Genomic DNA, 14,595 nt, shown 5'->3' with positions numbered 1-14,595 from the left:
GCGCGGTTGGCCTGACGGCGATTGGAATGGACATCGACAATCGTCGTCAGGCCAACCGCAAAATTGATGGCGCTGGCGATGGCTTCGATCGGGACGGCTTCCACCCACGCGACCAGCTTAAACTATACCGTTCGAAAAGCCAAACGGCTCAGCAGTCTGCTTTACGCTCCAACGGACCGTACGTTGAAACTGCCATCGTCGGCAACGTACGTCTCACGAACCAAGGCCGCTTTTTTTCGGTATAGACCAGCGCAGGGACGCTCATCGTGCATCGTGCATCGTGACCACTTAAATGGTCGCCTTCCACATCTGGCGGGGTTTTGGCCCGCCAACAGCACTCATATTAGCTCCCACCAAAAAGTAATGGGTAATACTTTTTGGATTGAAATTGCTACGTACAGACGGTGTTGGGAGAACGCTTACCACCGTCGCCACATTCATGATCACACCAAAATCGCGGGTATGTAGCGAAATCGGCATACAATTGTTCATCGATTAGGTAGAATGAATCGAAAAATTATCAAATATCCATTGAGTTAAAGACAATGACAACCATCCATGGTTGTAAGCCCACATGGTGATCCGTTTCAAAGCACTGCGGCCAATGACTGTAATGGCGCGCATGTTGCTTCTCGGTTTTGTAAAATCAGATGAGGTACTACGCTTGACTATGATGCTCATGACTATTCTCCAATCTATGCTATGTGGGCAGTTGAATGGAGAATACCGATAGATTTTATGCTGCAGCAGGCCCTAGCGCAGTTACATAACGTTTGAATGAATTCGCGCTCTAGCGCAAAATCATTGAAAACACATGATTTGCGCTAGTCCAACCCTTACGCCACATACTCTTTGAGTTGGGTACTTAAAACTGCCTTAAGTCCTGAGGCCAAACTTGGGTCTTGGATGTCGCTGACGATTTCAAGCATTGCCCTGAGGGACGACGCATCTGTTGAAAAGCGCCGCAGCCCTCGCTTAATTCGACCAATTTGCTCTTCGAGGTTCTCGATTTCATCTGCATTCTCAGGGAAAATGATTCGCCTTGTACTACTCGCAGCCAGTAGGGTCAAGTGCGTGTGCGTACGAGCAGTACTCTCAGCCTTTCTATCAATCTCGCACTGCCGCTTTATCTTCTCTGTTACCTCGGACGTAAGTACACGTCGCGTTGCACTAAGGCTTACCGTGGGCCAAGCTATGGTAATAAGATAGTGCACGTAATCGACCGGTACTGAACTAAAAGCTTTCGCGAATTTTTTTGCTAGTGTGAGCGTGAGAGAACGTCTGGTAGGGTCTCCTGATCGATTGGTCGGAACGAAGATCGGCGGCGCGTAGATACATAATGCTTGCAATCCTGACAGAAAATCAGATGTCGCTGCGGTTGGGGGAAGATATTGCGCCGTAGGAAGTTCGTTAAGCAACGAGTTAGCTCGCTCTCGCACTTTGTAGACCATGGAAGGGCTAATTATTTCAACTTCAATCCCAGTTCGCAGCTCGTGGTATGCCTCCGCAATTACGTCACAGGCCGTGAGCCTGAAAACTACACTGTCGCACGAACCTTTAAAAAATACAGCAGCCGCTGGTGCCCTCATGCACATTGAGAACCAAGTTGTCGTATCGCGCTGTTTTCTTTTTGTGCGCGCATATATGTCGAGGGCATCTGTCGTGTTTGGAGATAAAGCGAAAATTGGCTGAGAGCCAACTTGCTTAACGCTCGTGCGCAAAGGTGTGGATCTAGTTTTCATGGTTCATACAATCAGTTTGTTACAGTGTTGAACTAGCTCGATCTAAGGCAAAGTATACAGCACCCATGTGATCTAGAGGAGTATTAGCCTGCTTGGTCAGCACTGTAACGTGGTGTAGCAGAAAACTTAGATTGTTCTTGCGAGCAGTTCTCAGCCTGCTGCCCGGCCGGGTCCGTGCCTTCAGCTCGCGCATCGAACTGCTGCCGCTGGACGCCCACAACGGCTCGCACCAGCAAATCACCCTGCTGGCGCTGGCGGCGGAGTGCAGGCTGTATGGGCGCCGCGAGCCTGCTTTACCAAAAATTTCGACTTGATATCTAAACAATGGCAAAGCAAACCAAGGCCCGAGTCAGAAACCCGGGCTCCCCGGGCCCAGCGGGCCTGAAAAATGCCCAGGGCAAGGCGCGCGGGCGCAGACAGTACGAATGTACGGCAAGCCCAAGCAACGCAGCCATGGACATTTTCTCAGGCCCGCGATCCAGGCCCGCACTTAAATAGCACTATCCCAAGGCGCCGACAACCGCACAGCACAGTTGATCAAGCCGACCATAGAGTAAGTCTGCGGAAAATTGCCCCACATCTCCCCCGTCACGGGGTGCGTGTCTTCCGACAGCAAGCCCAGGTGGTTGCGCGCCATCAACATCGTTTCGAAGATCTTGCGCGCTTCGTCCTTCCTGCCAATGCGCGCCAGGGCGTCGATGCGCCAGAAGGTGCAGATGTTGAAGGCTGTTTCCGGCTTGCCGAAATCGTCGGGGGCTTCGTAGCGGCGCATGTAGGGGCCGTCGCACAGCGATGCTTCGAGCGCATCGACGGTGGCGATGAAACGCGGGTCCATGGGGTCGATGAAGTTGACTTCCGCCATCAGCAAGACGGACGCATCGAGGTCGCGCCCGCCCAGGCTTTCCGCGAAGGCCTGGCGCTCCTCGCTCCACGCTTCGCGCAGCAATCTCTCGCGGATCAGCACGGCGCGGCTGTTCCAGTGGTCGGCCCGGTCCGGCAAGCCCAGCTTATGCGCGACCTTGGCCAGGCGGTCGCAGGCGGCCCAGCTCATCAGCATGGACGAGGTGTGGACACGCGCCCGCGTGCGCAGCTCCCACATGCCCGCGTCCGGCTCCGCGTGCAGCCTGAAGGCCTGGTCGCCCACGGCTTCCAGCGCGGCAAACTCGGCTTTTCCCGCCCGGTGGAACAGGCGGTGGTCGAGGAAAGCCTGCGCGGCGCCTAATACAATGTTGCCGTACACATCGTGCTGGAAGTGTTCCTGCGCCTGGTTGCCGACGCGCACGGGGCCGTTGCCCCGGTAGCCGGGCAGATGGTCGAGCGTCGATTCCGGCAACTGCTCTTCCAGGCCGATGCCGTACAGGGGCTGGATGTGGCCGCCTTTCGAGCGGGCGACGATGTTCGTCAGCCAGCGCAGATACTCTTCCATCGTGCCCACTTCCGACAGGCTGTTCAATGCCCGCACGACGAAGAAGGCGTCGCGCAGCCAGCAATAGCGGTAATCCCAGTTGCGGCTGCTACCGGGCGCTTCCGGGATGCTGGTGGTCATGGCGGCGATGATGGCGCCCGTGTCTTCATACAGCGACAGTTTCAGGGTGATGGCCGCGCGGATCACCACGTCCTGCCATTCCAGCGGCACGGCCAGGCGGCGCGTGTAGGTGCGCCAATAGTTGATGGTTTCCTTTTCGAAGATGCGCGCCGTCTCGTCGATGCCGCCGGCCAGGGTTTCATCGGGGCCCAGCAGGAAGTTGGCCGTGCCGCCCAGCACGAAGTACGTTTCGCTCAGCACATGGTTGAGTGACACATCCGTGTTCAGGCGCAAGGTCTGTTCCGGCCCCACGTAGCGGATGTGGTGGCTGCCCTGCGTGATCTGCGGCGCCAGCCTGCCCCAGTCGTAGCGGGGACGCAGGCGCACGCGGATGCGCACGGCGTGATCGAGCGGCCGCACCCGGCGGATCAGCATCAGCGGGCGGAACATGCGGTCGCGGCTGAGGAAACGGGGCGCGAAATCCGTGATTTCCACGCCGCGCCCTTCGGTGTCATACAGGCGCGTGCGCAGTACGGCCGTGTTCGGCTCGTAGAATTGCTCGCTGCGCGCATGGTTTTCGATGTCGATGCCCCACACGCTACCGTTTTCCGTCGCGTCCAGCAGGCTGTTGAAGACGGGATCGCCATCGAAACGGGGCAGGCAAGACCAGACGACCTGGCCTGCCTGGTCGATCAGGGCGCTGAAGGCGCAATTGCCCACCACGCCGCAGTTGAGGCTAGCCTGGATGGGCGTGGCGGGTGCCGATGCACTGGCCGCCGCGGTGGCGGAAGCGGCCAGCGAAGCGGCGGCGCCGCTGGGCGTGTCATAGGCTTGTTCCTTGGATATGCTCATCGGCTACTCCTTGAAGGGGGATACGGAAGCGGCCAGCAGCGCGGCGCGCAAGGCGTCCGGGCTGGCCAGGCGCAGGGTGGCGGCGCTGGGGCCCTTGCCCACTTTCACGCCCTGCCCGCCAACTTGTTGTACAAAGGCAAAGCCTGCCTCGTCGGTGGTATCGTCGCCCGCGAACACGGGCCGGCGGCCGGCAAACGGGCTTTCGCGCATGAAGGCGGCGATGGCGCCACCCTTGTCCGTGGCGGCTGGCTTGGCTTCCAGCACCATTTTTCCATGCAACAGCAACACCCCCGGGCACGCTTGCACGGCTGCCGTCATTTCCTGCAAGCACAATTGCTCAAGTTCGGGCGCCAGCCGGTAATGCAGGGCCACGGCGCCCCGCTTCTGCTCCACCAGCAAACCGGGGTGCATCGCCGCCAGCGCCCTGGCGCGCGCCAGCACGGGTGACACGTCGGGCGTGGCCGCCACGCTGAAACTGCCATCGGCGCCGCGCCGCTCCACGCCATGCACGCCAGCAACCGGCAGGCTCAAGGGCGCCAGCATGGCGTCGATCTGGGCCACGGGACGGCCGGAAATGAGGGCCAGCGCGCCGCCGTGGCGCTCGGCCAGCAGCGCCAGCGCTTCGATCACGCCCGGTTCCAGGCGCACGCCATCGGGCGTGGGCGCCAGGTCGACCAGGGTGCCGTCGAAGTCGAGGAAAACGGCGCTGCCGGGCGTACTCAGCAGTTGCAACAGGGCCGCGCTATCGTCAGGCATATCTGTCATCAGATCCCCTTGCGCCGCTTGATGCGGCTGTGGGCGTCGATCTTGGTCATGACCTTGTCGCGCTGGCGCAAGCGAGCCGCGTCCAGCAGCATGCGCCCGGCCCAGCGGTAGACATTGAAATGTTTCACACGGGCGCGCATGCTCTTCATGCGCTCGCGCTGCTCCACGGGCGGCATCACGAGGGCGCGGTACAGGGCGTCGGCGCCCTGCTCGATGTGGTACGGATTGATGATCAGCGCTTCGTGCAGTTCGCGCGCGGCGCCCGTGAACTGTGACAGCACCAGCACGCCCAGCTCGTCGTCGCGGGCGGCAATGAATTCCTTGGCCACCAGATTCATGCCGTCATGCAAGCTTGTCACCATACACACTTCGGAGGCGCGGAAATAGCGCTGCAAATCGTCCTGTCCATGGTGTTCCGCTTTCAGCAGGATGGGCACATAGCTGCCGCTGCCGAAGCGGCGGTTGATGCGCTCGACCATCTTACGCACCCTGGCGTCAAAACTTTGATATTCATCCAGCGACGCGCGGCTGGGGGCGGCAATTTGCACGAAGGTAAAACTGCCGACCATGCCAGGCTGCTGTTCCAGCATGCGCTCGACTGCCTGGAAGCGCTCGACGATGCCTTTCGTGTAGTCGAGGCGGTCGACGCCAATGCCCAGCAAGTGGTCGGGCGCCACGCCCAGCTCGGCACGGATTTGCGCGCGGCACGTCGCCACGTCGGGCTGCTCGGGATTATCCTCGGGCCAGGCGATGGAAATCGGGTAATCCTCGACCTGCGTCATCTCGCCGCCATACGAAATCGTGGAAGCCTCTGGCTCGATACGGGTTTCCAGGTAGCGGTCCACCGTTTCCAGAAAATTCTTGCGGTGGAACGGCGTGTGGAAGCCCAGAATCGTGCTGCCCAGCAAGCCGTCGAGGATTTCTTCGCGCCAGGGGCAAATGCCGAACGATTCCGAGTTCGGCCAGGGGATATGCCAGAAAGTGATAATGGTCGCCTTCGGCAACGCTTCGCGCACCATGCGCGGCAGCAAGGCAAAGTGGTAATCCTGCACCAGCACGACGGGATTGTCCGTCTTCGCCTCGGCGATCACGGCGTCGGCGAAGCGGCGATTGACTTTTACATACTGCTCCCAGTCGGACGAGCGGAAGACGGGGCGCACGTGGGCGATATGGCACAGCGGCCACATGCCTTCATTGGCGAAGCCATAATAGTAGCCCTGCTCTTCCTCTTGCGTCAGCCATACGCGGCGCAAGGTGTAGCTGGGGTTGTCGGGCGGCACGGGAACATGGTCGAGTTTATCCACCGTTTCGCGGTCGGCGGAACCGGCCCCATGCGCGATCCACGTGCCGGAGCAGGCGCGCATCACCGCTTCCACGGCCGTCACCAGGCCGCTGGCCGGGCGCTGCACCGTGATCCCATCTTCCGTTCTGGTGTGGATATACGGTTCGCGGTTCGACACCACCAGCACCTGGTCGCCCTGCAAGTCCGCTTCGAGCAAGGCGCGCAGCTTGTCCGGCGTCCAGTCGGACGACCAGCCGCTATCGCTTTGGCGCTCCAGGTGATATTCCTGCAGCAATTCGCGCAAGTCGCCGATCAGCGGCTGCATTTCCGGCGGCGGCGCGGGCGCGGCGGCCGGCGCATCCGCAGCCTGGACGGCCGTGACGCTGCGGGGCAGCAATTCGCCGCGCAAGATATCTTTCACGGCCGACAGCCAGCCGCGCCAGCTCAGGTGGGCCACGAACACGGTCATCAGGGAAATCAGCACGGCCAGCACGGCCAGGAAGGCAAAGATGAAGCGCTTGGTATCGGTATTGCGGCGTTCGACAAAGCTCATGTCCTGCACCAGCACCAGCCGGCCCAGCTGGGACGCATCCTGCATGACGGGCGTTTCGCTGATGTGGACTTGCCCTTGCGGCAATTGCGCCAGCGATTTGTACAAGCCACCCGTGGAAGGCGTGCTCCAGCAGCCGATGGAGGCCGGGTATTGCGCGGACTGGTAGAGCAAGTGGCCCGCGTTGTCGCAAAAGCCGATGGCGATCAGGCGTTCGTCGCGCGTGGCGCCCTGGAACAGTTCGCCGATGCGGGTGGCATCTTTTTCGGGCAGGTAGTCGGTGAGCGAGGGCCGGAGGGTTCCAGCGAGCAATTCCGCCCGGCTGTCGAGGTCGCGCACATACCAGCGCAAGGTAATATTGTCCAACAGGGGTACCACAATATAGGCAAACAATCCCAGCATGAGGGCCAGTGGCAGGATGAAGCGCAAGGACATTCGCAGTGATCGTACTATCATCGGTTTCCTTTGCAAAAACAAAAAGCATGGCAAGTATGGCTATGTTTCCAATGCGGCGACGCGCGTTTGCTTTTCGTAGTGAAACGTCAACGTGGCATGACGCGGCGCAGCAATTTACGCCAGTATCTACCTCGATGCAGGTCTTATCCGTTCGGCAACGCACGTCCCCGCGACGCCATCTACCCGTAAAATAGCCGCTTCCAACATCCATCTCACCCATTTCAAGGAGTTTTCGCCTATGGATCTCAGCACGTTTCACTCGCTGATGGGAGGCCCGCTGCGCTCGGCGCTGACCGTGCTCGTTTCCGCCCTGCTCGTCACCGTGGTCGCCATCGTCGTACACCGGGTCGGCATCAGCTTGCTGAAAAAACTGGCCAATGGCCACCCGTTCACCAGCAACCTCGCGCGCGTGGCCTTCCGCGCCAGCCAGCTGTGCCTGATCGTCTTCGGCCTGCGCATGGTGCTGGCTGGCGCGCCCGACGACACGCCGGGCCTCGTTGCCATGTCGCATGTCACCAGCGTGGCGCTGATCATCGCGCTGACCTGGCTGTCCATGCAATGCATCGAGTCGCTTTCCATCACGATTTCCCAGATCAATCCCGTCGACGCGGCCGACAACCTGCGCGCGCGGCGCCGCATCACCCAGGCACGCGTGCTGACGCGCAGCGCGCACGCCATCGTCGTCATCCTGGGCCTGTCCTTCGTGCTGCTGACCTTGCCCGGCGCGCGGCAGATCGGCGCCAGCCTGCTCGCTTCGGCCGGCGTGGCGGGCCTGGTGGCCGGTATCGCCGCCCGCCCCGTGCTCGGCAATTTCATTGCAGGGCTGCAAATTGCGTTTTCTCAACCCATCCGCATCGACGACGTGCTGATCGTCAATGGGGAATGGGGCACGGTCGAGGAAATCAAGGGCACCTACGTGGTCGTGCGCGTGTGGGATGAGCGGCGCCTGATCGTGCCGTTGCAGTGGTTCATTGAAAATCCGTTCGAGAACTGGACGCATACCTCCTCGGACATCCTGGGCACGGTCTTTCTGTGGCTGGACTTCAGCATCCCGATCGAGCCGCTGCGCGCGGAACTGACGCGTATCTGCGCATCCGCCACCCAATGGGATGGCCGCGTCTGCACGGTGCAGGCGACGGATTCGAACGAGCGGGCCGTGCGCGTGCGCTTTCTCATCAGTGCGCAGGATTCCGGCACGGCCTTCGAGCTGCGCTGCATCGTGCGCGAGCAGATGCTGGCCTTCATCACCGCCCACTACCCGCACAGCCTGCCCCGCTTGCGCTCCACGCACGACCCGATCGAAGTGCGCGCCATGCAGGCGCAGAACGACAGCGTGGCGTTCGAGAAGGCATAAAACCTGCGGCGCGCTGCCCTTGTCCGCGCGCCGCTACAATGGGCCGCATGAACACCACCGCCTGGTTCATCCTGATCGGCTGCCTGATGCTGGCGCGCGGCCTGGGCGCCGACCGCATCGCGCGCCTGCCCTTGACGTCGGCCATGGCTTACCTGGGCGTGGGCCTGCTGCTGGGGCCCATGTTCCTCGGCCTGTTTGCTTTCGACCTGGTGCGGCAGGCGCCGCTGCTGGAAACCCTGACGGAAATCGCCGTCCTCATCTCCCTGTTTTCCGCCGGCGTCAAGATGCCCGTGCCCTTCAGCCTGGCGCGCTGGCTGCCGTCGCTGCGCCTGGCGTGGCTGTCGATGGCCATTTCCGTGGCCCTGGTGGCCGCCTTCGCCTACTGGGTGCTGGGCCTGCCCCTGGGCGCGGGCGTGCTGCTGGGCGCCATCCTCGCGCCCACCGACCCCGTGCTGGCCACCGACGTGCAGCTGCGCCATGCGGGCGACAGCGAGCCATTGCGCTTCATGTTGACCAGCGAAGCGGGCATGAACGATGGCAGCGGCTTTCCTTTCGTCATGCTGGGCCTGGGCTTGCTGGGTCTGCATGAACTGGGGCCGCATGGCGCCACCTGGCTGTGGCGCGATTTACTTTGGGCCAGCGCGGGCGCCATCGCCTTGGGCGCGGCCGGCGGTGCGCTGCTGGCGTGGCTGGGCTGGCAAGTGCGCGCCAAGGAGCCGAAACACGCCATGCTGGACGACCTGGCGGCCCTGGGCTTGATCGCCCTCGTGTATGGCGTGGCCACCTGGCTGCACGCGTGGGGCTTCCTGGCCGTGTTCTTTGCCGGCGTGGCCTTGCGCCAGACGGAACTGCGGCTGGCCGGTGCGCCAAAAGACCGGCAAGGCTTGCTGCAGGCTGAGGAAACCCATGCCGTTTCCGCCGCCAAGCCGCACGACAGCGAGGTGCCGCTGACCGTCAGCGGCGAATCGCTCGTCTTCAAGGAACACCTGGAACGCCTGTCCGAACTGACCCTGGTGCTGTTGCTGGGCGGCGCCGTCACGGCAGCCGCCTGGCGCTGGCAGGCGTGGAGCGTGGCGCTGTTCCTGCTGCTGGTGGCGCGTCCGGCCAGCGTGATGCTCGGTTTGCTGGCGTCGGGCACCAGCGTGCGCCTGCGGGGACTGGCCGCCTGGTTCGGCGTGCGCGGCATCGGCTCGCTGTACTACCTCAGCTATGCCATCGCGCATGGATTGCCGCGCGGCCTGGCGCGCGAACTGGCCGACATCACCGTGGTCGTCGTCATCCTCTCCATCGTCGCGCACGGCCTGACAGTCAAACCCTTGCTGGAACGCTACTGGCGCAAATAGGCCGGCCAGCCCCTTTTATCATTGCTACACAGCAATGTTTTGTCAATTGCCCCGATGGCGGACGAAAATATTGTTAAGATCATTAAAAATGGCAAAAGAGAGAAGCAATGAAACGAAGAAGCGTGCTGGGACTGGGCGTCTCACTGGCCCTGCTGCAAACGGGCTGCGCCACCGATCCTGCCAGGCTGGCGTGGGAAACGGCATTTGACGGCTTCATGCGCGAAGGCCTGGCCCGCACGGAAACGCCGGGCATGAGCGTGGCCGTGGTGCGCGGCGAGCAAACCATTTTCGCGCGCGGCTATGGCTGGGCCGACATCCAGGCTGGCAAGAAAGCCGATGCCGGCACGGTGTTCCATGTCGCCTCCGTCAGCAAGCTCGTCACGGCCACGGCCGTCATGATGCTGCTGGAACAGGGCGCCTTCCAGCTCGACGACAAGGTGGCGGCCTACCTGGACTTCCCTCTCATGCATCCGAAGTTTCCCGACGTGCCCATCACCTTTCGCCATTTGCTCAGCCACACCTCGGGCATTTCCGATGCCGTGTACGAAAAGACGACGGCATTTGCCGTGCAGGGCGACCCGCGATTACCGCTGCGCGACTTCGTCAAGGGTTACCTGTCGCGCGGCGGCGCCTGGTATGACGCGGACCTGTCGTTTGCATCCCGGCCCGGCACGGAATGGCGCTACAGCAATGTGGGCATCGCCCTGCTCGGCTATCTGGTGGGCCGCTTGAACCCCGATGGCCTCGACGCCTACACGCACGAGCACCTGTTCGAACCGCTGGGCATGGACAGCACGGCCTGGAGCCTGGCCGGCTTGCCGCGGCGCGCCGTCGTGGCCCAGCCGTATGCGCACAAGGAGCCGGGCCTGCAAGCGCTGCCGCCCGTCGGTTATCCGGACTGGCCGGCCGGCCTGCTGCGCAGCTCGGCACATGACTTTGCCCGTTTCCTGGCCATCTTCAGCAATGGCGGCCGGGTCGAGGGCCACCGCTACCTGCAAGACGCCACCTTGCAATTGTTTTTCGCCCCGCAAGCGGCTCCCGTTTCGCCCGCCGATGCGTCCGTGCGCCAGGCCCTGGTCTGGCTGCTGCGCGACGTCGACGGCAAGCCGCTGGCCACGCACGGCGGCGGCGACCCGGGCGCCGCGTCCGTCGTCTGCGTCGACCGCGCCAGCAGGACGGCCGTGCTGGCCTTCGCCAACGTCAGCGCCGACAAGGAATTTCGTTCATTCCAGAAAGAAGTCGTGCGGCGCCTGCTGGCCCATGGCGGCAGCGGCGCACCCGCTGTCAAGCAGGGCTAGGCGCCGAACCAGCCGCGCAGTTTCTCGGCGGCGCGTTCCTTGACCTCGGCCGTGATGTAGGTGGCGACCGTGGCGACGGCTGCCGCCAGCACGGCCAGGTCGTCCGCATAGCCGATCACGGGCGTGATGTCGGGCACGGCATCGATGGGTGAAATGAAATAGCCGAGCGCGCCATAGATGGCCGTCTTGGCCCACAGCGGGGTGTTCGGCTGCTGCGCCGCGTAGTACAGCCACAGGGCTTTTTCGATGACTTCGCGTCCCGCCGTCTTGGCGAACTTGACGACCTTGTCCCAGAAGCTGTCTTCCGTGTATTTCTTTTCATACTGCTTGTCGGTCTGGGGGGCGTGGTCTTGTTCCAGATTCTTTTTTCTGCCAAACATCTGCTGCTCCTGTCTGCCGCGCGCGGCGTTACGAATGCGCACCTTAGCATAACGGCGCGCCGGGTGCGCGGCCTGCAAGGTAAGCTATCACCATGGAAATATCTGCCACCACCACGGCCCGCGCCGCCGGCCTGCGCTACACGGGCGACCATCAAAGCGGCATCGCCCGCCTGGGCCGGCCCGGCAAGTTCCGCTACCGCGACGCCGACGGGCTGATCCTGCGCGATGCCAGTGCCTTGACGCGCATCAAGGCACTGGCCATTCCGCCGGCCTGGACGGACGTGTGGATTTGTCCGCACGCCAACGGCCACCTGCAGGCGACGGGACGCGACGCGCGCGGACGCAAGCAATACCGCTACCATGCGCGCTGGCGCCTGGTGCGCGACGACGTGAAATATGAGCGCATGCTCAGCTTTGGCCGCGCCCTGCCCGCCATCCGCGCCGCCGTCGCGCGCGGCATGCAGTTGCCGGGCTTGCCGCGTGAAAAAGTGCTGGCCACCATCGTGCACCTGCTGGAATTGACGATGATGCGCATCGGCAACGAGGAATACGCGCGCACGAACAAGTCGTTCGGCCTGACCACCCTGCGCACGCGCCACGTGCAGGTCGACGGCAGCGCCGTGGCCTTTCACTTCAAGGGCAAGAGCGGCGTGCGCCACGACATCCGCCTGAGCGACCGGCGCCTTGCCAGGGTGCTGCAGCGCATGCGCGAACTGCCGGGCCAGGAACTGTTTCAGTATGTGGATGCCGATGGCGTGCGCCATGGCATCGACTCGGGCGACGTCACGCCGCACGATGACGAGGGCAGCAAGACTTTCACGGCCATGGCGGCCGCGCAAAACCAGACCATCACGTCGCCCGTCGCCTTCATGGTGCCCAAAGGCACGAACAACGTGGGCGTGAAAATCACCGTCAGCACAGCCGAGTATCCCACCTATACGACGGCGCAAAGCCAGTACAACGATACCTGGTCGTATGCCGTGACCGGATTGCCCGGGGTCAACCTGGCCGCCACGGGCGCCGTCAACCAGACGCACTTCACGCAGGGCACCATCGTCAGGACAGAGTGCGTCGACGTCAGCAAGCAAACCCAGGCTGGGGCGTTGAGTCTGGGTGGCAATGTCAGCGCCACGAATATCGGCGACAGCGCCCTGGCGACCTTGACGACGGTGGAGCTGAGCCTCGCGTGCAAAGGCTTGAAGGTGACACTGGCAAAATTCCTCTCGCCGAACAAAGCCGCCCATCCCGTGCTGCAGCCGATCAAGCTGACGGGCAATGTGCCGGGGCCGTATGTGTCCGTGTCGCAAGGAACGGCCACGGCCACGCACACCTTGCCGCTGGAACTGCACTACACGCCGGCGGCGGCGACCATTACGGAAGTCAACATCGGCATTTCGTCGGGCGGCGGCGATCCCGCCTTCAGCACGGAGAATCTATTGTCCCAGACCAATACCAAGACTGCCGGCACAGTGAAATTCCCCAGCCTGGTGCTGCCCGCCCTTGCCGGCGCCATCGACCAGAAGGCCGTCGTCGCGGTGCGCCTGAAAGGCCGCGTCGACAATGCCGACGCCAGCTCCGATCCGGCCGAAGGGGGGCAAGTGGAGTTCAAGGGCAGCACGGCCTACATCCCCCTGTATCTGGCCAACAATGAGGCGGCGCTGGCGGCGCGGCGCTACGGCACGCGCGACGCGGGCGGCGATTCGTGGGCCACGCGCCTGGCCATCGCCTGGCTGGCGGGCAAGGCTTATCGTTTCGACGACATCAGCGGCCAGCACGTGACGCAGACGGCAACGGGCCGCTCCATCCTCGGCCACAGCGGCCACAGCGATGGCCAGCAGATCGACTTGCGCTACGCGGACGGCGCGGGCGGCTACACGGACGCGCTGGGCGGCCAGAACGATGGCGCCGCCATTCACAAGCTGATCAACGACGCGAAGGCGGAAGTGGTGGCCAACCCCGCGCAAAAGCCGAAACTGGCGGCCCTGCAGGCGTGGATCACGGCGAACCGGGCCATGCTGGCCCAGGAAGCGGCGCTGGCCAGCACGCGCGTCATCTACATCGGCCCCAGCTTCATCAAGCTGGCCCTCGTCGACGGGCGTTTTTCCGCCGATCCTGCCGACAAGATCCCCGGCGCGGGGGCCTGGACCAAGCCGATCAAAGTGCATATCGAAACGGGACACCTGAGCCACTGGCACATCAGCATCACGGCCCATCCGTGACGCCGCGACAGATTCAGGCGGGCAAATCGGCCAGTTCCAGCTCCGAAAACCCCGCCCGGCGCCGCGCTTCCAGGTTGAACGGGCCGCGCAAGGTGGGCGCTTCGTAGCGCAGCGCCAGCTCGGCATAGGTGGCGCGCAATTCCAGGCCCCTCTGATCGCACAGATAGCCATACCAGCGGTTGCCGATTTCCACATGCCCCACTTCATCGCGCAGGATGATGTCGAGAATGGCGGCGGCGGCCATGTCTCCCGCCTGCGCCAGCTTGGCGCGCAGCGGCGGAATCGCGTCCAGCCCCCGCGCTTCCAGCGTGCGCGGCACCAGCGCCATGCGCGCCAGCACGTCGCCGCGCGTCTTGTCGACCATTTCCCACAGGCTGTCGTGGCCGGGGAAGTCGCCATACGTGTGGCCCAGCACCTGCAGGTGCGCCTGCAGCATGGCGAAGTGCGTGGCTTCCTCTTTCGCCACGCGCAGCCAGTCCGTGTAGTACTCGGCCGGCAGGTCCGGGAAGCGCCACAGGGCGTCGAGCGCCAGATTCATGGCATTGAACTCGATATGCGCGAGCGCGTGGACCAGCATGGCGCGCCCTTCCAGCGTGATCATCGACCGCCGTCCCACCAGGCGCGGCGGCACCAGTTCCGGGCGCTCGGGACGCCCCGGCACGGCGCCGGTCGGCGCCAAAGGCGCTTGCGCATCGAGAGAAAGCTGCGCCTCGGCCATGGCCGCCACCATCGCCACCTTGGTCGCCGGGTCCGGTTCCAGCAGGCAGGCGAGCGCAGCCGTGCGCAATTCCTGCGGCGCGGTGAAGGTCAGTGGGGATGGTGCGTGCAT

General features: G+C 63.2%; 12 protein-coding genes. 6 read left to right on the top strand and 6 right to left on the bottom strand.

What is annotated here, in order from left to right; all coding sequences use genetic code 11:
- Positions 1-26: 26 nt before the first annotated feature.
- Positions 27-245: a hypothetical protein gene (locus AC54AF_RS00635; RefSeq protein ID WP_496634560.1), complete on the top strand. Its 219-nt coding sequence runs from the start codon at positions 27-29 to the stop codon at positions 243-245.
- Between the two features lie 591 nt (positions 246-836).
- Here AC54AF_RS00635 and AC54AF_RS00630 read toward each other — a convergent pair.
- Complete coding sequence (locus tag AC54AF_RS00630; protein ID WP_496634558.1) at positions 837-1,742, bottom strand: hypothetical protein; 906 nt, start codon at positions 1,740-1,742, stop codon at positions 837-839.
- Positions 1,743-1,879: 137 nt separating this feature from the next.
- Between AC54AF_RS00630 and AC54AF_RS00625 the strand changes: the two genes are divergently transcribed.
- The gene (locus AC54AF_RS00625) at positions 1,880-2,056 is read left to right on the top strand and encodes a hypothetical protein (RefSeq protein WP_496634557.1); all 177 of its coding nucleotides are present in this window, start codon (positions 1,880-1,882) and stop codon (positions 2,054-2,056) included.
- 176 nt (positions 2,057-2,232) lie between these two features.
- Here the strand turns inward: AC54AF_RS00625 and AC54AF_RS00620 are convergent, their stop codons facing one another.
- The 3 genes from AC54AF_RS00620 to AC54AF_RS00610 are packed head-to-tail and all read right to left on the bottom strand — an operon-like array spanning position 2,233 to position 7,151.
- Positions 2,233-4,119 carry a glycoside hydrolase family 15 protein gene (locus AC54AF_RS00620; protein WP_496634555.1) on the bottom strand — a complete coding sequence of 629 codons (1,887 nt, stop codon included), beginning with the start codon at positions 4,117-4,119 and terminating at the stop codon, positions 2,233-2,235.
- A gap of 3 nt (positions 4,120-4,122) precedes the next feature.
- Positions 4,123-4,884 (bottom strand): trehalose-phosphatase, encoded by a 762-nt coding sequence (gene otsB, locus AC54AF_RS00615; RefSeq protein WP_496634553.1) that lies wholly within the window; start codon positions 4,882-4,884, stop codon positions 4,123-4,125.
- Positions 4,884-7,151: an alpha,alpha-trehalose-phosphate synthase (UDP-forming) gene (locus tag AC54AF_RS00610; protein WP_496634551.1), complete on the bottom strand. Its 2,268-nt coding sequence runs from the start codon at positions 7,149-7,151 to the stop codon at positions 4,884-4,886. The genes otsB and AC54AF_RS00610 overlap by 1 nt, the downstream gene beginning before the upstream one ends.
- A gap of 259 nt (positions 7,152-7,410) precedes the next feature.
- Between AC54AF_RS00610 and AC54AF_RS00605 the strand changes: the two genes are divergently transcribed.
- From AC54AF_RS00605 to AC54AF_RS00595, 3 genes are all read left to right on the top strand, one after another.
- Entirely contained in the window at positions 7,411-8,526 is a 1,116-nt protein-coding gene (locus AC54AF_RS00605) for a mechanosensitive ion channel family protein (RefSeq protein ID WP_496634549.1), read from the top strand.
- A 47-nt stretch (positions 8,527-8,573) separates the two neighbouring features.
- Entirely contained in the window at positions 8,574-9,869 is a 1,296-nt protein-coding gene (locus AC54AF_RS00600) for a cation:proton antiporter (protein ID WP_496634547.1), read from the top strand.
- A 107-nt stretch (positions 9,870-9,976) separates the two neighbouring features.
- A complete protein-coding gene (locus tag AC54AF_RS00595) occupies positions 9,977-11,167 on the top strand; it encodes a serine hydrolase (protein ID WP_131686141.1) in 1,191 nt (396 codons plus the stop codon).
- Here AC54AF_RS00595 and AC54AF_RS00590 read toward each other — a convergent pair.
- On the bottom strand, positions 11,164-11,547 hold the full coding sequence (locus AC54AF_RS00590; protein ID WP_496634545.1) for a YkvA family protein: 384 nt from the start codon (positions 11,545-11,547) through the stop codon (positions 11,164-11,166). The two genes, AC54AF_RS00595 and AC54AF_RS00590, sit on opposite strands and share 4 nt — an antisense overlap.
- Positions 11,548-11,639: 92 nt before the next feature.
- Here AC54AF_RS00590 and AC54AF_RS00585 point away from each other — a divergent pair, with 92 nt between their 5' ends.
- Positions 11,640-13,766: a DNA topoisomerase IB gene (locus AC54AF_RS00585; protein ID WP_496634543.1), complete on the top strand. Its 2,127-nt coding sequence runs from the start codon at positions 11,640-11,642 to the stop codon at positions 13,764-13,766.
- A 13-nt stretch (positions 13,767-13,779) separates the two neighbouring features.
- Here AC54AF_RS00585 and AC54AF_RS00580 read toward each other — a convergent pair whose 3' ends face one another.
- A complete protein-coding gene (locus AC54AF_RS00580) occupies positions 13,780-14,595 on the bottom strand; it encodes a ferritin-like domain-containing protein (RefSeq protein WP_496634541.1) in 816 nt (271 codons plus the stop codon).

Source organism: Janthinobacterium sp. JF4 (assembly GCF_059617925.1).
This window is presented reverse-complemented; position numbering and strand designations above follow the sequence as displayed.